20 protein-coding genes are annotated in these 21,805 nt (G+C 58.9%); 11 read left to right on the forward strand and 9 right to left on the reverse strand.

Going from position 1 to position 21,805, the window contains the following annotated elements:
- Positions 1 to 466 precede the first annotated feature (466 nt).
- From repA to K9B32_RS20140, 5 genes are all read left to right on the forward strand, one after another.
- On the forward strand, positions 467 to 1,645 hold the full coding sequence (gene repA / locus K9B32_RS20120) for a plasmid partitioning protein RepA (protein WP_224565347.1): 1,179 nt from the start codon (positions 467 to 469) through the stop codon (positions 1,643 to 1,645).
- Entirely contained in the window at positions 1,642 to 2,640 is a 999-nt protein-coding gene (gene repB, locus K9B32_RS20125) for a plasmid partitioning protein RepB (protein WP_224565349.1), read from the forward strand. The genes repA and repB overlap by 4 nt, the downstream gene beginning before the upstream one ends.
- Positions 2,641 to 2,791: 151 nt before the next feature.
- Positions 2,792 to 4,081, forward strand: a complete 1,290-nt coding sequence (repC, locus tag K9B32_RS20130) for a plasmid replication protein RepC (RefSeq protein WP_224565351.1) — start codon at positions 2,792 to 2,794, stop codon at positions 4,079 to 4,081.
- A 383-nt stretch (positions 4,082 to 4,464) separates the two neighbouring features.
- On the forward strand, positions 4,465 to 5,676 hold the full coding sequence (gene hmpA / locus K9B32_RS20135) for an NO-inducible flavohemoprotein (protein WP_224565353.1): 1,212 nt from the start codon (positions 4,465 to 4,467) through the stop codon (positions 5,674 to 5,676).
- A 103-nt stretch (positions 5,677 to 5,779) separates the two neighbouring features.
- The gene (locus K9B32_RS20140; RefSeq protein ID WP_224565355.1) at positions 5,780 to 6,247 is read left to right on the forward strand and encodes an RrF2 family transcriptional regulator; all 468 of its coding nucleotides are present in this window, start codon (positions 5,780 to 5,782) and stop codon (positions 6,245 to 6,247) included.
- A gap of 21 nt (positions 6,248 to 6,268) precedes the next feature.
- On the opposite strand, the gene K9B32_RS20145 is transcribed toward K9B32_RS20140, so the two are convergent.
- The 5 genes from K9B32_RS20145 to K9B32_RS20165 form a co-directional block, all read right to left on the reverse strand.
- Positions 6,269 to 7,006: a ThuA domain-containing protein gene (locus K9B32_RS20145; protein WP_224565357.1), complete on the reverse strand. Its 738-nt coding sequence runs from the start codon at positions 7,004 to 7,006 to the stop codon at positions 6,269 to 6,271.
- Positions 7,007 to 7,019: 13 nt separating this feature from the next.
- On the reverse strand, positions 7,020 to 8,105 hold the full coding sequence (locus K9B32_RS20150; protein ID WP_224565359.1) for an ABC transporter ATP-binding protein: 1,086 nt from the start codon (positions 8,103 to 8,105) through the stop codon (positions 7,020 to 7,022).
- Positions 8,106 to 8,124: 19 nt separating this feature from the next.
- On the reverse strand, positions 8,125 to 9,036 hold the full coding sequence (locus tag K9B32_RS20155; RefSeq protein WP_224565361.1) for a carbohydrate ABC transporter permease: 912 nt from the start codon (positions 9,034 to 9,036) through the stop codon (positions 8,125 to 8,127).
- Position 9,037: 1 nt separating this feature from the next.
- Positions 9,038 to 9,925 carry a carbohydrate ABC transporter permease gene (locus tag K9B32_RS20160; protein WP_224565362.1) on the reverse strand — a complete coding sequence of 296 codons (888 nt, stop codon included), beginning with the start codon at positions 9,923 to 9,925 and terminating at the stop codon, positions 9,038 to 9,040.
- 84 nt (positions 9,926 to 10,009) lie between these two features.
- On the reverse strand, positions 10,010 to 11,302 hold the full coding sequence (locus tag K9B32_RS20165; RefSeq protein ID WP_224565364.1) for an ABC transporter substrate-binding protein: 1,293 nt from the start codon (positions 11,300 to 11,302) through the stop codon (positions 10,010 to 10,012).
- Positions 11,303 to 11,502: 200 nt separating this feature from the next.
- Between K9B32_RS20165 and K9B32_RS20170 the strand changes: the two genes are divergently transcribed.
- A complete protein-coding gene (locus tag K9B32_RS20170) occupies positions 11,503 to 12,510 on the forward strand; it encodes a Gfo/Idh/MocA family protein (protein WP_224565366.1) in 1,008 nt (335 codons plus the stop codon).
- A 19-nt stretch (positions 12,511 to 12,529) separates the two neighbouring features.
- Entirely contained in the window at positions 12,530 to 13,519 is a 990-nt protein-coding gene (locus K9B32_RS20175) for a LacI family DNA-binding transcriptional regulator (protein WP_224565368.1), read from the forward strand.
- Positions 13,520 to 13,540: 21 nt separating this feature from the next.
- On the opposite strand, the gene recX is transcribed toward K9B32_RS20175, so the two are convergent.
- Positions 13,541 to 14,092, reverse strand: a complete 552-nt coding sequence (gene recX / locus K9B32_RS20180; protein ID WP_224565370.1) for a recombination regulator RecX — start codon at positions 14,090 to 14,092, stop codon at positions 13,541 to 13,543.
- Positions 14,089 to 15,003, reverse strand: a complete 915-nt coding sequence (locus tag K9B32_RS20185; protein ID WP_224565372.1) for a LysR family transcriptional regulator — start codon at positions 15,001 to 15,003, stop codon at positions 14,089 to 14,091. Before K9B32_RS20185 ends, recX begins: the two co-directional genes overlap by 4 nt.
- A 105-nt stretch (positions 15,004 to 15,108) precedes the next feature.
- On the opposite strand from K9B32_RS20185, the gene K9B32_RS20190 reads away from it, so the two are divergent.
- From K9B32_RS20190 to K9B32_RS20200, 3 genes are read left to right on the forward strand one after another with little or no spacing between them, the layout of a single operon-like run.
- On the forward strand, positions 15,109 to 16,509 hold the full coding sequence (locus K9B32_RS20190; protein ID WP_224565374.1) for a VOC family protein: 1,401 nt from the start codon (positions 15,109 to 15,111) through the stop codon (positions 16,507 to 16,509).
- Between the two features lie 48 nt (positions 16,510 to 16,557).
- A complete protein-coding gene (locus tag K9B32_RS20195) occupies positions 16,558 to 18,090 on the forward strand; it encodes an aldehyde dehydrogenase family protein (RefSeq protein ID WP_224565376.1) in 1,533 nt (510 codons plus the stop codon).
- Positions 18,091 to 18,098: 8 nt separating this feature from the next.
- Positions 18,099 to 19,331, forward strand: a complete 1,233-nt coding sequence (locus K9B32_RS20200) for a pyridoxal phosphate-dependent aminotransferase (protein ID WP_224565378.1) — start codon at positions 18,099 to 18,101, stop codon at positions 19,329 to 19,331.
- A 416-nt stretch (positions 19,332 to 19,747) separates the two neighbouring features.
- Here K9B32_RS20200 and K9B32_RS20205 read toward each other — a convergent pair whose 3' ends face one another.
- The gene (locus K9B32_RS20205) at positions 19,748 to 20,272 is read right to left on the reverse strand and encodes a hypothetical protein (protein ID WP_224565417.1); all 525 of its coding nucleotides are present in this window, start codon (positions 20,270 to 20,272) and stop codon (positions 19,748 to 19,750) included.
- A gap of 304 nt (positions 20,273 to 20,576) precedes the next feature.
- On the opposite strand from K9B32_RS20205, the gene K9B32_RS20210 reads away from it, so the two are divergent.
- The gene (locus tag K9B32_RS20210; protein ID WP_224565419.1) at positions 20,577 to 21,101 is read left to right on the forward strand and encodes a tetratricopeptide repeat protein; all 525 of its coding nucleotides are present in this window, start codon (positions 20,577 to 20,579) and stop codon (positions 21,099 to 21,101) included.
- Between the two features lie 82 nt (positions 21,102 to 21,183).
- Here the strand turns inward: K9B32_RS20210 and K9B32_RS20215 are convergent, their stop codons facing one another.
- Entirely contained in the window at positions 21,184 to 21,747 is a 564-nt protein-coding gene (locus tag K9B32_RS20215) for a hypothetical protein (protein WP_224565380.1), read from the reverse strand.
- Between the last annotated feature and the right edge of the window lie 58 nt (positions 21,748 to 21,805).

Raw genomic sequence — 21,805 nt, forward strand, 5'->3', positions numbered from 1 at the left:
GCAAGGCCATCGCGGGATGCACTCACATGAGGAGCCCCGCGGCGGCCTGCTACCTACGCGTGCCATGAACCATCTTATTGGCAATTGAGTTGGCAATTGAGACATTTGTGGCCGATTGCGCCTCCGGTCCACAAGCCAACTGACGTCGTTTACGTCGTTACCACCCGTGTCGTCGCAGTCCGAGGACAACTACGTCACGGGTAGCGGCCACCTGCTAGGCTCTTCCAAACTCCCACAATTGCGCTAGGCTCCTCGTCAAGGCGCTGAGGAGCGCTCTGCTGCGCGCCTGCCACAATGCAGGCGACACTAGGCAGCCGCGAAGGGTTTGCCGAATCTCCCGAATCGAGTTAGTTCTGTAACTACGCAAAAAGGGCGAATTATCGTCCCAGGGCGAAACAATAACCGCATCAACCTTTCACGAACGATATCGGCGCTTAGGCTATTGAAACGAACTGAGGAAAGAATCGTGAACCGGCACTTAAGCAGCCTCGACTTCATGCAGAGCTTTTCCACCAAATTGGAACTCGCGCTGCAAAATCTCTCGATGGCGCAATATCCACCCGATGCACGCCGCGAGATGCGGAAATTCTCCTCATCGGAAGTCGCAGCGCTCCTGGATGTCTCGGAAGCCTATATCAGGCAGATCGTTTTGAAGGACAAGGGTCCGTCGCCCGAGACGACGTCAAATGGCCGTCGCATGTATACGCTTGAGCAGATCCTCGAGCTTCGCCTGATGCTGGCTGAAAAGGGGCGCAAGAAATGGATGAACCCGCGCCGCGTCGAGGGCGAGGAATGCCAGATCATTGCGGTCACCAACTTCAAGGGCGGCTCCAGCAAGACATCCACGACCATCCATCTCGGTCACTACCTGGCACTCAAGGGCTACCGGGTGTTGGCGGTCGATCTTGATCCGCAGGCATCACTTACCAGTTTGCACGGCACCCTTCCTGATTTCGATCCTCGGGAAGACGAAACGCTCTATGCTGCCATCCGCTTCTTGGATCCCAAGCCGACGAAATCGCTCGTCCACAACACCCATATTGCCGGCTTTGACGTGATCTGCGCGGGTCTCGATCTGACGGAGTTTGAAACAGCGGTCGCTCTCGAGATGCGTAAGAACGGCGGCACGAGCTTCCTCCTGCGGGTCTCGCAGGCGCTCGAACAGGTCGCGGACGACTACGATGTCATTCTTATGGATTCGGCGCCTTCGCTGAACTTCCTGACGCTTTCGTCGCTGACCGCCGCCACCGGCGTCGTCATACCGGTTCCCGCCCACATGCTCGATGTCGATTCAACTGGGAAATTCCTCGAGCTTGCCTCGTCATACATGCAGATATTGAGCGAGATGGGGACCTCGGCGCAGTGGGATTTCGCGAAGTTCCTGGTGACGAAGTTCGAGGCCAACGATCACCCGCAGGCCAATATGACGGCCTTGATGCGACAGGTTTTCGGCGAAGACCTGTTGCTGAACATGGTGGCGAAATCAACTGCGGTTGCCGACGCCCTGACGTGGAAGCAGAGCCTCTACGAGGTACAGCGCTCACGGTTCTCGGCACCAAAAACCTACGACCGCGCGATGGAGTCGATCAACGCTGCCAATGCTGAGATCGAGAAGTTGCTCTGGGCAGCATGGGGGCGCGAATGAGCCGCAAGGATTCCCGTGGCATGTTTGCCAATGTTCTTGGCCAGCTTGAACAACCGACCGCCGCGCCGGTTGCCAAGCCGACGACGTCTCCGCACCTTCTCAAGGTCGCTGCAGGCGTCAGGCAGATACAAGAAAAGGGCGAGGTGCTCGACAGGCTTCTCAAGGACGGCGACCACATCGTCGAGGTAGACCCCGATGACGTTGCGCCGTCCACCATCCCGGACCGCTTCGACGGCGCCTATGACGAGGCGGCGATCGAAGAGATTGCGACATCCATCAAGGAGCGCGGGCAGATTGTCCCCGGCTTGATCAGACCGCACAAAGGCGATGGGCTGCCCTACCAGATCGTGTTCGGTCGGCGGCGATTGGCGGCAGTCAAGGCGCTTGGACTGAAGTTCCGTGCCATTGTGCGGGAACTTAGTGACGAAGAGGCAATCGTCTTCCAGGGCGAAGAGAACGCAAATCGCAATGATCTATCGTTCATCGAAAAGTGTGCATTCGCCTTGTCGCAAGAACAGGCCGGATATCGGCGTGACGTGATCTGCGCATCGCTGGCAACAGGAAAGTCGCACGTGTCGGAAATGCTGCGGATCGCAGCCGCGATCCCACGAGATGTACTTCTTGCGATTGGCTCCTCGCCGGAGATTGGCCGCCGCCGCTGGATCGACTTCGCCGATGCCTTTGCCACGCGCCAAGACGGTGCGATACGCATCAAGCAATCGCTCGGTGAGGACAAGGCCGCTACCGGAAAAGATCGCTTTGCGATCGCTCTTGGCGCGCTCAAGGCTGAAGCGGCGCCGACGGTTGCTCAGTCTGCCGCGACGGAAATACGAGCAAATGGCTTTCTTCTGGCGACTGTCAGCTACGCGAAGACGGGCGCCAAGATCAGCTTTACCAAAGCTGTTCCGGCGAGTTTCGTCGATTTCTTGAATGATCGTATGGAAGCGCTTCACAGCGAATTCGTGCAGTCGACACAACGCAGCAGCAAAGGATAACGCCGCAAAAGAAAAAAGCTCCCGAACGTTGCCGTCACGGAAGCCCTTCTCATAGGTTAGCAGCTAGAGAATCGCATTTCCGGGAATCGCTGTCAAGAGTTGGCACCAGTTTGGTGGGCGGATTTCTTTTGCCTTCGACAAGGTGAAGGTGATGGAATCAGGAAATGTGACGACGCCCTTTGGGCGCCGTTCAATGACGCTTGGCATGCTCGCCAGCCAGAAGGCGGCGAGCGAGCTTCAGGCCGATCAATCGGTCGACAAGTGGAAAGTCTATAGGTCATTGTGTGCGGCCAAGCCTTTGCTTGGCGTGACGGATCGCGCTCTTGCAGTCCTGAATGCGCTGCTCAGCTTCTATCCGAAGAATGTCCTGTCGGAAGAAAATGGTCTGGTTGTCTTTCCATCGAACGAGCAGCTTTCGCTGCGTTCGCATGGCATGGCCGAACAGACGATCCGTCGCCACCTGGCGGTGCTGGTAGACGCCGGACTGATCATCCGCAAAGACAGTCCAAACGGCAAACGCTATGCCCGTAGGGCCAAGCAAGGCGAGATCGGAGAGGCGTTTGGCTTTTCATTGGCGCCGTTGATCGTACGCTGCGAGGAAATCGAACGTTTGGCAGCGGAGGTGGCGGCGGAACGGCTTCACCTGCAGCGTTTGCGCGAGCAGTTCAGCCTTTGTCGCCGGGATGTTGCGAAGCTGATTGAGACCGCGATGGAAGAAGACCTGGCGGGCGATTGGGAAACTGCGTTCAGCTACTTCAGGGAACTGGTCGATACCATACCGCGCACGCCGACGGCCGATCAGATTGCAACGGCTCTTGAAGAGATGCAGACACTGCGCGACGATATCACTAACAGATTGGAAATGCTGCTAAAAGCAAGAAATACGAGCGGCAATCCCGCTCAAAATGAGCGTCACATACATAATTCAAACCCCGACTCTATTTTTGACCTTGAACCAGCTTTAGAAACAAAGCAGGGGGCAAACCCGGCATTCAAGATTGAGCCTCACACCGTTGCGCTGGGACAAAAGCAAGAGCGTGACAATCGAAGTGCAGCGCGACCGCAAAACAGTGCAAGAGACGATGGCTCGGGCCTGAAGTCCTTCCCGCTCGGTCTCGTGCTGCAGGCTTGCCCCGACATGGTGAGCTACGGGCCCGGTGGCACAATTGCAAATTGGCGCGACATGATGGCCGCGGCGGTCGTTGTCCGCGGGATGCTGGGTGTCAGCGCGTCGGCCTATGAAGAGGCAGCCACGACGATGGGACCGGAGAACGCAGCAACAGTGATGGCATGCATTCTTGAGCGCGGCGGCCACATCAACTCGGCGGGCGGTTATCTCAGAGATCTGACACGTCGCGCGGAAAAAGGCGAATTCTCGATCGGGCCGATGTTGATGTCGCTTGTCCGTGCGCGAGGTGGCGGAGCGAGAAGGGCTGGGTAGCGGCACGTGCGGATAGGCAGCAACTGAAACGGGCCGGGGGTAGTGTGTCTTCGATCCAGGTCGGAACCGCGGCATTGCAGATATCGCGCACGGTGCGTCGTTTGCTGATCGCTCGTCTAATCAGGTGATGCGAAACGGTAGCGACAGCGCAGCTGGCACATACAGCCAGGTTTCAATTGGGAAGATCATGCCTGCTTTGAAAGTAGGCTGGGTGATGTCGGTGAAGGTGGCCGTGGAAATTCATGAGCCAAACCTCGAAGGCAATCATCGGCGCTATGACGGCTCGGGCTGCGACCGAACGGCACAGCATCTAAACATATATTGCAGGTATATCTTATAGGGGTTACGTCAACGGCATCGACGGAAAACATTTGGAGATGATGATGACGCAAGTACTGACCGAGACCACGAAGGCAATCGTCCGCGCGACCGTGCCCGCGCTTGCAGAGTGCGGCACCGAAATTACGGCGGCCATGTACAAGCGGCTATTCGAAAATGCAGAGGTCCGCGAGTTGTTCAACCAGTCGAACCAGGGTGAAGGCGGGCGTCAGACGAAGGCGCTAGCCCAGGCAATCCTCGCTTACGCCCAGAACATCGACAATTTGCCCGCACTCACCGGGGCCGTTGAGCGCATTGCACAGAAGCATGTCGGCCTGCACATCCAGCCTGATCACTATCCTCATGTCGCCACCGCCCTCTTGGGTGCCATCGGGGAGGTTCTCGGCGAAGCGGCAACGCAAGACGTCCTCAGTGCTTGGGGCGAGGCCTTCTGGTTTCTCGCCAACATCCTGATTGGACGTGAGCAGCAGATCTACGATGATCTGGAATCGAGCGAGGGTGGCTGGAATGGTTGGCGTCGGTTTGCCGTCGTGTCGAAGCGACGCGAGAGCGACATCATCACATCATTCGTGCTGCGACCGGTTGATGGTCGGGCAGTGGTTCGCCATCGGCCCGGTCAGTACCTGACGTTCCGGTTCGACATTCCGGGCCTGCCGCCTCAGCACCGAAATTACACTATCTCTTCCGCGCCCAATGGTGAGAGCTATCGCATCTCGGTCAAGCGTGAGACGCACGGGCTGGTGTCGCGGTTCCTCCACGACCAGATCCAGCAAGGTGCGGTCATTGAGGTGGCCCCACCAACAGGAGACTTCCACCTGCAGCCCGGCCAGGACAGACCCGTCGTGCTCCTCAGCGGAGGTGTCGGTCTGACACCGATGGTCAGCATGCTGGAGACGATCGCAAACCGCGGCCATGACTTTCCGGTTCATTACGTCCATGGTGCCGAGAACGGGCGGGTCCATGCGATGGGATCGCACGTACGCGACATCGCGAAAGATCGGAAGTCTTTTAGAACGGCAATCTTTTATGGCAATCCGCATGAGCGAGACGAGAGAGGCATTCACTTCGACCACGATGGCTACATCACTGTCGATTGGCTGGCCGAGAATACACCTATCACGGAAGCAGACTTCTACCTTTGCGGCCCAAGACCTTTCCTGGCCGTGTTTGTGAGCGGTCTCGCAAAGGCTGGGGTCCCGCAAGACAGGATCCACTACGAATTCTTCGGCCCGGCCGACGAACTCGAAGCCGCATAGGCATTCGAAACGGCAAAGCGGTCAGGAATGGCCGCTTTGCTAATTGATGCATCGTTTGAATGTCTTTATGCCGGTACCCACGATTTTCGTGAAGGATTTGCGAATGCGTCTGACCGTCTACTCCGACTACGCGTTGCGGCTCATGATGTATCTTGCGCTCAAAGGAGAGCGGCTGTCGACGATCACAGAAGTTGCCGAGGCCTATGATATCTCAAAGGCGCATCTGATGAAGATCACCCATGAGCTCGGGCAGAAAGGTCTGATCGATACGGTGCGCGGTCGTCAGGGCGGTATGCGGCTAGCGCGTGGTGTCGAGCAGATCGGTGTCGGCGAGATCGTTCGGGCCTGCGAGCCTGATTTTGCGATCGTGCCTTGTCTGGAAAACACCAGCGCGATTGTCTGTGTCGTGCAGCCTGCCTGCGTGTTGAAACGGGCGTTGGCCGCCGCCGCGGCTGCATTTCTCGATGTGCTCGATGGCTATACGCTGGCAGACCTTACGCGACCGTCGATGGCGTTGCGTCGTCTGCTTGCACTGCCGGAGCCGGACGCCCCCGCGGGACGGCCGGCATAAGGGAAGGTCGTAGGCCGATCGTTACGCCGGGCGGGCGTGAATGGGTTCTGCGCGGTGCCAGTTTTCCAGGATCCGACCATCGGTGTGGCTTTGCTTGGCCCAGCGGATGCCGTTCGCGATAACCTTGTGCACGGTCTTGTCGTGGTAGATCGGATAGGTCTCATGTCCAGGGCTGAAGAAGAAGATGCGGCCACGACCGCGCTGGAACGTGCAGCCACTGCGGAAGACCTCGCCGCCAGAGTACCAGGAGATGAAGACGAGCTCGTCGGGCTGCGGGATGTCGAAAGGTTCGCCATACATTTCCGAGGCGTTGACCTCGAAATAGGGTGGTAGCCCCTCTGAAATCGGGTGCGCCGGATTGATCACCCAGACCCGCTCGAGATCGCCTTGCGGTGTTTCGCGCCAGGAGAGATTGGCGTTGGTGCCCATCAGCCGGCGAAACAGTTTTGAGTGATGGCCGGAATGCAGGACAAGAAGGCCCATCCCCCTGAGAACGCGCTGCTGGATGCGGTCGATCAAGCCATCGCTCACTTCCTCATGCGCCATGTGCCCCCACCACAGCAGCACATCTGTGTCGTTGAGCAGGGAATCTGGCAGCCCTTGGTGCGGATCGTCGAGCGTGCCGCGGCGGATCTCGAATTCCTGGTGAGCAATGCCGGCCGCGATCGCACCGTCGATCCGATCAGGGTAGATTTCCTGAACCTCTTTGTGCAGCTGTTCGTGGCGGCCTTCGTTCCAGATGGTGACCTTGATTGACATGGGATCCTCGATGTTATGAAGCTTGGGCCGGACGGATGACCCGGCCGGCGGAATCAAACAGATGGCAGGCGGACGTATCGGCTGTGAGCGACACGCGGTCGCCTGGCCGCAGCGCGATGTCGCCTTCGGCGCGGACGACGATCGGCTGCTCTTGCGAGCCGACGGTCATGTAGGTTTCAACGCCGAGACGTTCGACAACGATGACCTCTGCCGAGAAGTCGCCCTGCCCGTCCGCTGCAATCTTCAGATGCTCCGGACGGATGCCAAGTGTCGCCTGGCCCTGCGGCACAATCGCGCCGGCATCGGGCAGGTCGAGCGACAGACCGAGCGCGCTTCGGGCGTGAACCTTGCCGGCGATCGGTTTCGTGACCGTCACCGGAATGGTGTTCATCTTCGGAGAGCCGATGAAGGTCGCGACGAACTCGTTGTCGGGCTGGTGGTAGAGGGTCATTGGCGCGCCCTGCTGGGCAACGACGCCTTTGTTCAGAACCACGATGCGGTCGGCCATCGTCATGGCCTCGACCTGATCATGCGTCACGTAGACGACGGTCGCCTTCAGCTCGCGATGCAGGCGCTGCAGCTCGGCACGCATCTGCACCCGCAATGCCGAATCGAGATTGGACAAAGGCTCATCGAAAAGGATCAGCGACGGCTTCTTGATGATGGCGCGACCAATGGCGACGCGCTGTCTCTGGCCGCCCGACAAGGCAGCGGGGCGACGATCGAGATAGTCGGCGAGCTGCAGAATTTCGGCGACAGCTTCGACCTGGCGACGGATTTCCGCCTCCGGAACCTTCTTCAGGCTGAGGGAGAAGCCGATGTTCTCCGCAACCGTCATATGCGGATAAAGCGCGTAGGATTGGAACACCATGGCAATGCCGCGCTTGTCAGGGGGAACATCGTTGATGCGCTTGTCATTGAGGATGAGGTCGCCAGCATCGATGCCCTCAAGACCCGCGATCATGCGCAGCAAGGTGGACTTGCCGCAGCCCGACGGGCCGACGAACACCGCGAACTCGCCATCTTCCACAGTGATATCGACGCCCTTGATGACCTCCAATGCGCCGTAGAATTTGCGAACGTTCCTGAGATTGATCATCGTAAAACTCTTTCTGGTGTCAGCCTTTGACGCCGCCGGCAAATGTCTGCACGAGGAAGCGACGTGCAAAGCCGAAGGCGACGACGGCCGGCAGGAGATAGATGAAGGCGAGCGCGGCAAGCAGACCGTAGTCGATCTCGTTGATGCGCAGGAATGCGCGGAACAGGCCGAGCGGCAGCGTCTGCAGTTCCGGCGAGGAGAGGAAGATCAGCGGTAGCAGGAAATCACCCCAAGCCGACATGAAGGCAAATAGCCCAGCGGCGGCCAATCCCGGCAGCGCCAGGGGAATCAGCACGCGGCGTATGCGCTGCACGAGTGTTGCGCCGTCCATCAGCGCCGCCTCTTCGTAGTCGCGCGGCAGGCCGTCGAAGAAGGTCTTCATGATCCACAGCGCCAATGGCAACTGCATTGTCGCAAGCACGAGGATCAGTCCGAGATAGCCATCGATGAAACCGGTCCAGCGCATGATCGGCCTAGTGTATTGGCCAAAGATCGGTCGCAGGATGGCGCCTTCGGCATTGTTTAGCGTTAGGAGGAACTTATAAAGCGGAACGACGAGCGCCGTCGGCGGCAGGACGCGGATCAAGAGGATGGCGTAAAGGAACGGCAGCTTCCACCACGCCCTGGTGCGCGACAGCGCATAGCCGCCGAGGCCGGCCAGCACCATCACCAGCACGGTCGCGCTGCCGACCACGAAGAGCGAGTTGAACAGCCACTTCGCGCCATCTTCCTTGGTGAAGACACGCAGGTAGTTGGCGAAGCTCCATTGCTCGGGCCAACGAAGGAACAGTTGGGCGTTGCCATCGAAGGAGGCAAGAAGCACCCAGAAGAAGGGAACGGCGCAAAAGATCGAGATCAGTGACAGCGTTGCATAAGCAAGCAGGTCAGACCGGGTCTTGTTGGCATTGTCGCTCGGGGAAATCACAGCCATCTCAGACGTCCACCTTCATGGCTCTGACATAGCCAATACCGAGGACAAGCGAGATCAACAGGGCGACTACCGCCACAGCGGCGCCGTAGCCAAGTTGGAATGCCGTAAAGGACTGGTTGTAGATATAGATGCTGACCAATTCCGTCGCTCCGCCCGGGCCGCCGCGGGTCAGCGCGTACACGAGACCAAAGACCGCGATGGTCGAGACGGCGGAGATCAGCATGTAGAGCAGGATCGTCGGCATCATCAACGGCAGGGTGATGCGGCGAAACATTTGCGAGGGTGTTGCACCATCCATGCGGGCAGCCTCATAAATCTCGTTGGGGATCGTGCTGAGGCCGGCGGTCAAGAGGATCATCGCCGTGGCGATCCCACGCCAGGTGTTGACGACGATGATCATCGAAAGCGGAAAAACCTGCAGCCAGTCGGCCGGCGTCACACCGAAGAAGCTGACGATGCGGCTAAGCGTCGCCTGCTCGCCTCCCGCCAGCATGGAGATCCACATGAAGCCGGCAACAACCTCGGGCGCGGCGTTCGGCAGAAGAATGATCGAGGAGAAGAGCCGCCGGAAATGGATGCGACGACGAAGCGCCATCGCAGAGACCAGGCCGAGCACGAACTGGCCGATCACCGCCGAGCCAACGACAAACAGGAAGGTAACGAGCAAGGTATTCCAGAATTTCGCGTCGTTCAGCAACCGTGCGTAGTTGCGTATGCCGACAAAGCGGGGACGAAGCGCGGCAGCGCCGGTCAGCGCCTCATTGGTGAAGCTCAGATAGACGGAGTAAAGCGCGGGATAGATCACGAAGGCCAGAAGCAGCGCAAGTGATGGCAACAGGATCACAAGAAGCTGCCGTTCTGCGCGCCTTTCGTGGACGTTTCGGGCCATGGAAAGCTCTATAACTCGTTCGAAAGGAAATCCGGAGACGTGGGCTTACCCACGTCTCCCTCGCCTTAGGGAGTAAGCACCAGCTTACTTTACGACGTCGTCGCCCAGAGTTTCCTTGACGTAGTCGACAAGAATCTTCTGTGCGCCGGCGGCATCGGTCTCCTTGCGCAGCAGCGCTTCTGTAGCGCGCGCAACACCTTCCGAAACGGTACCGAAGCCGGAGGCCTGCTTGAGGAAGGTGCCGCTTCCTGCTGCCGCATGGATAGGAACGAGTTCCGTCAGCTTCTGGAAGTCGGCGTTTTTAGCCGCATCCTTGCTGGATGGAATGTTGCCGATACGGGCTGCATAAGAGACTTGTGTCTCCACCGAGCCAATCTCCATCAGCGCCTTTTTGGCGAGTTCCACGTTGGCAGACTTCGAGTTGACGGCCCATGGGGCTGCCAGATTGGCGAGGACATACTGACCACCGGTTTGGCCGGGAACGGTCCAAGTGCCGACGACCTTGGTTACCTCAGGGATCGGATTCTTGCTTTCACGACCCCAGTCGAAGATGTAGCACCAGGAACCGCAGGTGGTCGCGGCCAGCTTGCCGGCTGGGAACATCTGATACTTCGGCACGACCCAAGGCTCCGGTCCAAGCAACGGCTGCGTTGGCATCAGGTCATTGTCGATCAGCTGCTTGTAGACATCAAAGACATCCTTGATGCCCTCGCCGCTAAGATCGAGCTTGCCGTCGGCATCGACGAGTTGCGGCGTCTTGGAGCCGACGACCAGATGCTGGAAACCCTCGTCGAAGGCGCCGCTTCCCCAGGAAACACCGGCCGGGAAGAGCAGACCATAGGCGCCGGTCTTCTTCTTGATTTCAGCGGCTCGATCGAGAAGGTCCTTCCAGCTCTTCGGCTGCTCGGTCGAGATACCAGCTTTGTCGAGAACGTCCTTGCGATAGTAGATTTCTTGGATGCCGAGCATGAACGGCATGACATAGGTTTCGCCGTCCGGGCTGACCGCCAGCTGCTTGGCGACATCATAGAAATTGGCATAGCCGTCCCACGCCTTGATTTCCTTGGTCACCGGCGCGAGGTAGCCAGCCTCGACCATGTCGGCGACGGCGGCCGTTGTCGGGATGGAAAAGAGGTCAGGCGCGTTGCCGGCGCCGAGCTCGGTCAACAGCTTCGTCAGATAGTCCTTGTCAGGCGCGGGGTATTCGACGACCTCGACGGTCACGCCGTATTTCTTCTCGATCTTCTCGACCGTCGACTTCATGGCGTCGATGCCGGCCTGACCATGATTGGCAATTCGGATTGTCTCAGCATACGCCAGCGTCGAAACGGCGCTGAGCAAAATGGCGCACAGGCTACCAATGACCGTCTTCTTCAACGGAAGTCCTCCCTTTTCGGTTCGCGGCGCCCTCCAGCACCACAGCTGAAAATGTACACGCATTCCAATTGCTGGCAAGTTGGTTTTTGATGGGATTCTGTACGCGATGGTAACATATTGAATTAACGGCATTTAATAAATCTTGTCTTCGTTGTTCCATTTGTGTAACCGTATACACACTGCATGCGGGAGGATTCTTCATGTCACGAAAATTGCGGCTTGGCGTCATTGGCGCAGGCCTGAAAGCGGCTGAGTATGCGGCAAGCTGGGCCCGCATGCCCGAGATCGAATTTGTTGCGCTTGCCGATACGATCCCTTCGTCTCGACAGCGTCTGATCGACGTATGCATTGCCGCAGGTGCGCCAGCGCCCCGAAGCTTCGATGATTGCCGAGAGATGTTGGCGTCGTGCCGGGGCGAGCTTGATATCGTCTATGTCTCCACGCCACATGCGTTTCACGGCGAGCAGGCAACAGCTGTCGCAGAAGCCGGGCTCGATCTCTTCCTCGAAAAGCCGATGGTGACGACGGTAGCGGAAGCCGAACGGCTGATCGCGGCACAGAAGGAGAGCGGTGTGACCATTGTGACCGCTTTCCAGGGCGGTCTCTCTCCCCTGGTGATCGATACGCGTAAGCGGGCACTTGCCAACGAGTTCGGCGATCTGATCGCCATATCGGGGATGATCTGGGAAAGCTGGTCCGGCAACTATGACGGTCACTGGAAGCAGCAGCCGGAGATATCGGGTGGCGGCTTCATGTTCGACACCGGCGCGCACATGATGAACACCGTTTGCCTGCTTGCCAATTCGGATTTCGAGAGTGTGTCGGCCTATATGAATAATCATGGCAAAAAGGTTGACATCGCCACGGCCGTTTCCGCCCGCCTCAAGAACGGCGCGCTGGCGACGCTGACGGCGGCCGGCGAAGGTCCTCCCGGCTGCGCCTCCTACATCACCTTCTTCTATTCAAAAGCGATCGTTCGCATCGACGCCTGGGGTGGCTGGCGGGAGATCAGTGTCGGCCGTAGGTCCGAGCCGCGCGAAGAGGCCGAAATTCTCGACAATCCGATGAAAAACTTCCTCGCCATTCGCGCTGGGACGATGGAAAACACCGGCTCCGTTGAAATGGGCCTGCGATTCGCTAGGCTTTGGGATGCAATCAAGGAATCGGCTGCGGCGGATGGGATGCCCGTCAGGATTGCCGCACCATAACGATGGCTGGAATGCTTGGATGAACAAGAGACGGATCACCTCGAAGGAACTGGCAAAGCTCGCCGGGGTGTCGTCCGCCACGATATCACGGGCGTTCGCCCCCGATTCCAGAATCGGCAGCGCGACCCGCGACCGCATCCTGGCGGTCGCTCGCGAGTATGGGTATCAGCCGAACGCGATCGCCCGCTCCCTCAACAATCAGCGATCGCGGCTGGTGGCGCTGGTCGTCAATGCAATCGGAAATCCATGCGAAGCAGAAGAGCAGCAGCTTCTCGTGCATCGGCTACAAGCCCGGCAGCTTCTTCCAATCATTCTGTGCTGCGCCGACCACGATGACCGGCTGCAGCTCATGCGGCTTGCCTCCACCTATCAGGTGGATCACGTCGTCGTCTTTTCCGACATGGTATCGATGCAGGATGCAGTCGATATTTTCCACACGACGAAGCCGATCATCGTTTCCTTCGAACCGCTCGACAATGAGAAGGTCTCAAGCATCCGGATAGACGGGTCGGCCGCCGCTGACGAGATTATCGACAAGATTGTCGCCGACGGAAAGAAGCGGTTCGCCTACCTCTCGGGAACGAAGTCGAGCTGGATCGACAAGCTGCGGCGCAAGTGGTTTGTCGATGCGCTGGCCAAACGCGGTCTGACCCTGCAGGCGGAGGCCTTTGGTGACTACAGCTACGATTCCGGCTTTAAGGAGGCCGTTTTGCTTCTCCATCGCGCCAAGGTGGATGCCATCATCTGTGGCAATGACGTGATGGCGATCGGCGCGCGTGATGCGGCCCGGCGCGTGCTCGGCAAGAGCACGCCTGGTGATATTGCCATTGTCGGTCAGGATGGGATCGCGATGGCGGCGTGGGACTGCAACGACTTGACGACGCTCAGTCTCGACCATGTCGCCTTCATCGATGCGGTCGTGGAACTCATCGAGCGTCACGATGCCGAACTGGAAGGCCCCCATAGCATTACGCTAACCTGCACGGCGCGATGGGGATCGACGGCGTAAAGCGTTTGACGGGCTCTGGACCTACCGAGATCGCGCGCTCATGACGTCTTCGGCCTCTTGGCGGCTCATGCCAAGCACGGTCCTTCCCATGTCGAAGCTGAAACCGTTGCGCGCGAAGGCGGCCATCTCTTTGGTTGCGCGCTCCCGATCGGTGTCGTGACGGCGGAACGGCCCGAAGGCGCGCTTGCGTGCAAAGACGATGGCGGCCAGCAAGTCATCCGCTTCGTCAAGCGCGGTCGCAATGACCTCTCGATCGACGCCCTTCTGTGACAGCTTTTGAGCGATGCGCCGTTTTGATCTGCCGTTGCGAACGCCAGAGCGCGCGCTGACTTCGGCATAGGTAGCGTCGTTCAGACCACCGTGTTCACAGGCGAAGGTCACGGCCGAGTTCGCAACCGCCTTGAGTTGCATCTCGCTGATATCCTCGAATTTCTGTTTCGCTTTCCTGACAATGGCATCGAACAGTTGCCTTTCGGTCATCATCTGCCGCTCAAGCCGATAGATGGTCGAGTTTCTGGCCCAGCTCAGCATACGTGCCGTCGGGATGTGGGATGGCGTTTGATCGTCACTCACGGTTCAGTCGGGTCCTTGGTGCTTACCTGCGAGAAGAGCCAGGCGGTAAATGCCAGGCCAAGCGCATGTTCACGCTTACCGTCGGGTGTCACGACGTAATAGCTGTTTTCTGTCGACATCGGCTGATCGAAGACGATCTGCAGCTTTCCGGAGCTCAATTCTTGCTCGATCAGATAGAGTGGCAGAAGCGCAAACCCCATCGACATTGCAGCGGCTTCAATGATCATCGAGAACTGGTCGAACCGATTGCCACGATATGAGGGATCGACGTCGATGTCGCAGTGTTCGAACCACTGTCGCCAAAGTCGCGGGCGAGTGGCCAGATGCAATAAGGGCTTGTGTGCGAGTTCCACCGGACGGGCAACCGGATCCGATTGCAGCAAGGTCGGGCTGGCGACTGGAACGATTTTCTCGTCGCAGAGAAACGTGCAGGTTGCCCGTGCCCAGATCGGTTGGCCGTAGTGAATGGCGAGGTCAAAGCTCTCCTGGTCGAAATCGAACAGCTCCGAGCGCGATGCTATGTCAACGAGCGAGCCGGGATGGGCGGCCAGGAAGTCCGGCAACCTGGGCGTCAGCCAACGACTGCCAAAAGTCGGCAGAGTAGCGATCGAAAGCGTTGCTGTCGCGTCCGCGCCGGATGCCGCGCGGATCATCATCTCTTCCGTCTGATGCAGCAGTCGCCGTGCCTCCGGCAGCAGCCGCTTGCCAGCTTCCGACAGGATCGCCCGCTGCCGAACGCGCTCGAAGAGCAGGACGCCGAGCTGGGTCTCCAAATCCTTGATCTGTCGGCTGATCGCGCTTTGGGTCAGATGAAGTTCGAGAGCTGCCCGCGTGAAGTTGCCGTGGCGAGCGGCAGACTCGAATGACTGCAGCGTGGTCAGGTCGGGCATCAGCTTTCGAGGCAATGTCATTCCAAGACCGCATCATCTCAGCTTCATTTATCGTTATTCATCTACCCCACGCGCGATATGATCGCAATCAAGAATGAACTCTCCATTGGTACTGCGAGATAAAATATGTCGACCAGAAGTTTCGTCTCTTCCTGTGACATCCGCTCTGCATTCTCCGCGGCGATGTCGGCCATGTACCGCACCGAAGTTCCCGCCTACGGTACGCTGATGGACATCGTTGCCAGGGTGAACGCGGCGACGCTTGCCGCCGATCCGGCTCTCAAGGAGAGGCTGGAGGAAACCCACTCGCTCGAGCGCGTCTCCGAAGAGCGCCACGGCGCCATCCGCCTCGGGACCGCTGTCGAACTCGCGATGATGAGACGCGTCTTTGCGGTGATGGGGATGTACCCCGTGGGCTACTATGATCTCAGCGAAGCCGGGGTACCTGTTCACTCCACCGCGTTCCGTCCGGTCGGCGACGAAGCGCTCAAGCGAAATCCGTTCCGTGTCTTCACGTCCCTGCTACGCCTCGACCTGATTGCCGACGAGAAACTGCGCGCCGGAGCCGAGGCGATCCTGCGGAAGCGTCAGATCTTTACCGCCGGTGCCATCGAACTGACGGAAAAGGCCGAGCGCCAGGGCGGTCTCGATGATGACGATGCCAAGCGCTTCGTCGCGGACGTCCTGGAGACCTTCCGCTGGCATCATCACGCCAATGTCGACCTCGCCATGTATAAGCGTCTGCATGATGCGCACCGGTTGGTTGCCGACGTCGTTTCCTTCAAGGGGCCGCATATCAACCACCTGACGCCGCGCACCCTCGACATCGACGAGGTGCAGCGACTAATGCCGGAATATGGCATTGCGCCGAAGGCGGTCGTCGAAGGACCGCCGAGCCGTCGCTGTGCAATCCTGCTACGACAGACGTCGTTCAAGGCGCTTGAGGAAGCCGTCGCTTTCAGGGATGCGAGTGGCAGCTGGCAGGAGGGCACGCATACGGCCCGGTTCGGCGAGATCGAAAGCCGCGGCATTGCACTGACGCCGAAGGGCCGCGCCCTTTACGACAAACTCCTGACGGGTTCGCGCAAGGTGGTGCGCCCGGCGGCGGACGGCTCGAATGCAGCCGCCTATGAGAAGGCCCTTGCCGATGCCTTCGTTCCCTTCCCCGATAGCTGGGCCGAGATCCGCGAACAGGGCCTTGGCTATTTCCGCTACTCGCTTACGGAGAAGGGTGAGAGCGCAATTGCCTCAGCCGATGCCGGCATCGATCAGCTGGTGGCGGACGGTCTCGTCTGCTTCGATCCGATCGTCTACGAGGATTTCCTGCCGGTCAGCGCGGCCGGCATCTTCCAGTCCAACCTCGGTGACGAGGCGACGCAGGAGTTTACCGCAAGCCCCAATCAGCAGCGCTTCGAGCGCGACCTCGGCATCCCGGTTCTCAACGAATTCGATCACTACGCCGGTATCGAGGCTCAATCGATCGCCGAATGCCAAACACGCCTGACCGCTGCCCAAGCGGCCGAGTGAAACGGCGCCACCGACAAGATTCAAACACTTAAAACAGAGGGTCGTTACATGACCGTAACAGCAAGAACAGTGAACGTGACACAGGAAGCCGTTGCCCTTCTCGATAAGATCGGTGTCGACAAGGCGCTTTACACCGGCGGAGACATGGCCTCTTACAGCCCGGTCACTGGTGAGCAACTGGCAGCCCTGAAAACCGACAGCCGCGACGCAGCCACCGCGAAGATCGAGAAGGCCGCTCGGGCGTTCCAGTCCTGGCGTCTTGTTCCTGCCCCCAAGCGCGGTGAGCTCGTCCGTCTGCTGGGCGAGGAGCTGCGTAGCGTCAAGATGGAGCTTGGCCGCCTCGTCTCGATCGAAGCCGGCAAGATCCCGTCCGAAGGTCTCGGAGAGGTCCAGGAAATGATCGACATCTGCGATTTCGCGGTGGGTCTGTCCCGCCAGCTCTACGGCCTGACCATCGCAACCGAACGCCCGGGACATCGGATGATGGAAACCTGGCATCCGCTCGGTGTCGTCGGTGTCATCTCTGCCTTCAATTTCCCTGTCGCTGTCTGGGCCTGGAATGCTGCCCTTGCGCTGGTCTGTGGCAACGCGGTGGTGTGGAAGCCTTCCGAGAAGACGCCGCTGACCGCACTTGCCTCGCAGGCCATCCTGCAGCGAGCCATTGCGCGTTTCGGCGATGCGCCGGAAGGCTTGAGCGAAGTGCTGATTGGCGATCGCGCCATCGGCGAGGTGCTTGTCGACCATCCGAAGGTGCCAGTCGTTTCGGCGACGGGATCGACGCGCATGGGCCGGGAAGTCGGCCCGCGTCTCGCCCGCCGCTTTGCTCGTTCGATCCTGGAGCTTGGCGGCAACAACGCTGGTATTGTCTGCCCGTCTGCCGATCTCGACATGGCGCTGCGCGCCATCGCCTTCGGCGCCATGGGTACGGCCGGCCAGCGTTGCACGACGCTGCGCCGTCTCTTCGTGCATGAGAGCGTCTACGACCAGCTCGTGCCGCGCCTGAAGAAGGCCTATGCCAATGTCTCTGTCGGCAATCCGCTCGAGAGCACGGCGTTGGTCGGCCCGCTGATCGACAAGCTCGCCTTCGATAACATGCAAAAGGCGCTTGGTGAGGCGAAGGCCGATGGCGGTCAAATCAACGGCGGCGAGCGCGTCGCGCTGCCCCACGACAAGGCCTACTATGTGAAGCCGGCCCTCGTGGAAATGCCGTCGCAGCTCGGACCGGTGCTCGAGGAAACCTTCGCACCGATCCTCTACGTGATGAAATATACCGATTTCGACAAGGTCATCGAAGAGCACAATGCCGTCGGTGCGGGTCTGTCGTCGTCGATCTTTACGCTGGACCTGCAAGAAGCCGAACGCTTCCTGTCGGCCGATGGATCAGATTGCGGCATTGCCAACGTCAATATCGGGACGTCCGGCGCCGAGATCGGTGGTGCATTCGGTGGCGAGAAGGAAACGGGCGGCGGCCGCGAATCCGGTTCCGACGCGTGGAAGGCTTACATGCGCCGCGCCACCAACACGATCAACTACTCCAAGGCGCTGCCGCTCGCGCAGGGCGTCTCCTTCGAGATCGAGTAGGTCCAACCATGCCGATCGACGTGAAAATTGAGGAAGCGGGCTTTAGGTCCGCCTCAAGGATATCCGCTATCGGTGTCTCCGAAATCCTGCAGATTGGCGCGCGAGCGGCAGCCATGAAGCGGGAAGGCAAGCCAGTCATCATCCTGGGCGCCGGCGAACCCGATTTCGAAACACCGGACCATGTCAAGCAGGCTGCCTGGGATGCCATGCAGCGTGGCGATACGAAGTATACGGCGCTCGACGGAACACCGACGCTGAAGGAAGCTGTCCGCACCAAGTTTCAGCGCGAGAACAATCTTTCTTTCGAAGTCAGTGAGATAACCGTCGCCACCGGCGCCAAGCAGATCCTGTTCAATGCGATGATGGCGACCGTCGATCCCGGTGATGAGGTCATCATCCCGACGCCGTACTGGACTTCATATTCCGACATTGTTCAGATCTGCGAAGGCAAGCCCGTTCTCGTTCCGTGCGATGCAGACAGCGGCTTTCGGCTAACCGCCGAGAAACTCGAAGCGGCGATCACGCCGCGGACGCGCTGGTTGTTGCTGAATTCGCCGTCCAATCCTTCGGGTGCGGCCTATAGCGCCGATGACTATCGACCATTGCTGGACGTGTTACTTAGACACCCACATGTCTGGCTCATGGTGGACGATATGTACGAGCATATCGTCTATGACGATTTCCGCTTCGTCACGCCGTTGCAGTTGGAAGCGCGCCTGCGTGAGCGCACGCTGACGATCAACGGCGTGTCCAAGGCCTATGCCATGACCGGCTGGCGTATCGGCTATGCCGGTGGCCCGAAAATGCTCATCAAGGCGATGGCCGTGGTACAGAGCCAGGCAACGTCCTGCCCGTCCTCGATCAGCCAGGCCGCGGCTGTTGCGGCGCTGAACGGGCCACAGGATTTTCTCGCGCAGCGGACGCAGAGCTTCAGGCGGCGGCGCGATCTGGTCGTTTCGGGCCTCAACGCGATCGATGGTCTTGATTGCCGCACTCCCGAAGGCGCCTTCTATACCTTCTCCGGATGCGGCGGAATTCTCGGCCGGACGACGCCGGGCGGCCGCAAGATCACGACGGACAGCGAGTTTTGCGCCTACCTTCTTGAAGAGGCCAATGTCGCGGTGGTGCCAGGCTCGGCTTTCGGCCTTTCGCCCTTTTTCAGGATCTCCTACGCCTCGGCGGAATCGGATCTCAAGGAAGCCCTGGAACGCATCGCGACCGCTTGCCGCCGGCTCGCGTAAATTAATGTCATGGGCGCGAGGCGGGCTTGCCGTTTCGCGCCGTTCCGGCGAATTTTCGCAACGAGCTGGCAAACGTCATTAGCCGGCATCGCGGTGGATTTGGACTGCGCGTGTCAGTGCAGCCGCTTTCTTATGTCACTTTCTTGTGGGGATCGAAAACCACAGCCAACGTGCGAGATATTCGTCACATTCTCGCCTGAACAGAATCCAGCTGATGGTTGAGTGGATGTTTCGCAGAATGCCGCGCCACATGTCGTCGAGCTTGTCGGGCATAGAGACGAGCGTCCTTGATGTGTATTCCAATCCGCGTGCACTCAGCGTCGTCTGCTCGGAAAAGTCTCAAAGCGCCGTTGGAAACTCGCAGTTGGGCGCCATCCAGACAGTGTCGCTCTTCGCCAGCTGCACCGAGCGGCCAATCAAAGTCCAGCCTGATCTCCATCAGGCCGATATGCGCGTTTGATGATCGTCAAATGGGAGCAAATGCAGGCCGACAACACTAGGACAAAAATAACGGTCCCGGGCGTTGAATAGGATAGCGGGAGCAAAGACCAGTCGCCGCGCAGCAATTGCGGTAACGAAAAGCCGGAAAGGCCGGCTTGCGCCACTGCCGCCCGCCCCATAGTCTCACCCGTTGCGATCAGCGCGACGTGCGCATGGATGAATCCCGACCGTGGGTATTGTTGCGGCCGCAACGCCAGACGAATCCCAAAAAGCGATACGAGCAGCAAAAGCACCGTGGCGCTCCAGATTTCCGCGCCGGGTACTGCAAAAAGCAGGTAGATGGGCTCGCGCATGATTGGAAGTATGGTGGTATAAAGCCACCAGGCGGATAAGCTTGAGGGGTAGTGTTCCAACAGCACCATGCTGATGAGGAAGACCGTCGCCATTGCGTAAGCCAGTGATGGCCCCAAGCGAATCAGCGTGAATATGGTTGTCCGCACAGCTTCCATTCCCTTGGCTTTTACGGGGGCGTAGCAACCACCAATAGAAACAGTATAGCTAGGTGACGTTGATTAATTTTCCACCCTGCGAATCGAAAGAAAAAGTCCACTAAAGCCGCGTCGTTCGAATCGCGCGTATTCTGGTCATTTTGCACATTTTGTGTGCCAACGAAGCTGCACACATGTCACTATTTTGCGACCTGCGCCTAAATTGTTGAGTTGTTAGCTTTTTTTCAGGAAGATTTGCCGTGACCCATGCGAACGCTTGTTTAGGTTGTCATAAAATCGGGGGATCAAATTGCAAATGTTGCAGGTTAGGGCTCGGATTGGATGCATTGCATTTCTGCTTGCGAGTGCAGGGATGCTGGTCGGGTGCCAGTCATCCAGCTTTGATGATCTGGCTGCCTATGGCGATAGTGCAAGAACCCTAAAAGATGAATCAGTTGTCGCCTTCTACAAGAACGACGAACTCATCACTGTCGGCAAGCTGCAATTTCAGGAAAAGAACTACGGAAAATCGTACGCCATTTATAAGCGCGCGGTTGATGTCTTTCCGGAAGATCCTGCCGCCTGGCTGGGCTTGGCGGCCTCTGCTGACATGGTGGCCCGCTTCGATACTTCCGACCGCGCCTACAGGCAACTCTCGAGAATGATCGGCAACACGCCGGTCTACTACAATAACATCGGGTACTCCCACCTCTTGCGCGGCGACCTACGAGCAGCCAGACGGTACTTCCTGAAAGCCTACGAGCTCGATCCCTCAAACGAGGTGACTGCCCGGAATCTTGAATTAATGAAGAACAGCGTGAATTTCGCGCAGCGTGGGTAGGTCTTCCAGACACCGCCAAACGGTTCTGTCACGACTAGTGTCGCGCTTTGATTTGCTTTGGAACGTTCTGCGATATCGCCGTTCACGGCACCTTCCGGAGTATAAGCTTGCCCTCCGGCGAGACGGTTCGTTCGTAGCGCGGCAGGTCATCGACCGCCACGCCCTTGGCATCGATCGACGCCAGACTGCCGTCCGGAGGCTCATTTCCCGCTGGCAGGGCGGCAGGCGATGGCGCGAAATATTGCGGTGGTTCCTTGCCCGGCGCACTTAGAACCAGCCCCGCGCCGACCCGCGAATGAATCGCGCTTGAACGCATCCGTTCATCCAACGCGGAAATCGTCCTTTGCAGGCTTTCCACGTTCTGGCGGGTGATCGCGGCTTCGTCCTCGGACTTTCCAGCTTGCTTGTCTAGCTGGACTTTGAGGCCATCTATCGACCTCTTGAGCGCTTCAATGGCCTCGCGGCTCTCGCGTACATCCGCTGAGTTTTTGGCAGTGTAGATCAGGACGCCTGCGTTGAGTGGCACAAGCAACAGCACCATGGTGATGAGCGGCGCGTTTTTTGAGCGCTTCTGCTCTCCGGCTGTTCGCATACCGTGCGGCTTTGCGTAGTCCACTTCGGTGTCAAGACTTGGGATGCTGGCCACTCACTTTCCTCCGCCGTAAGTCGTCAGTGTTTCATACATTTCTTAAGGACGCACCATG

Origin of the sequence: Rhizobium sp. 3T7, assembly GCF_020166565.1 — a bacterium.
Taxonomy (GTDB): Bacteria; Pseudomonadota; Alphaproteobacteria; order Rhizobiales; family Rhizobiaceae; genus Rhizobium.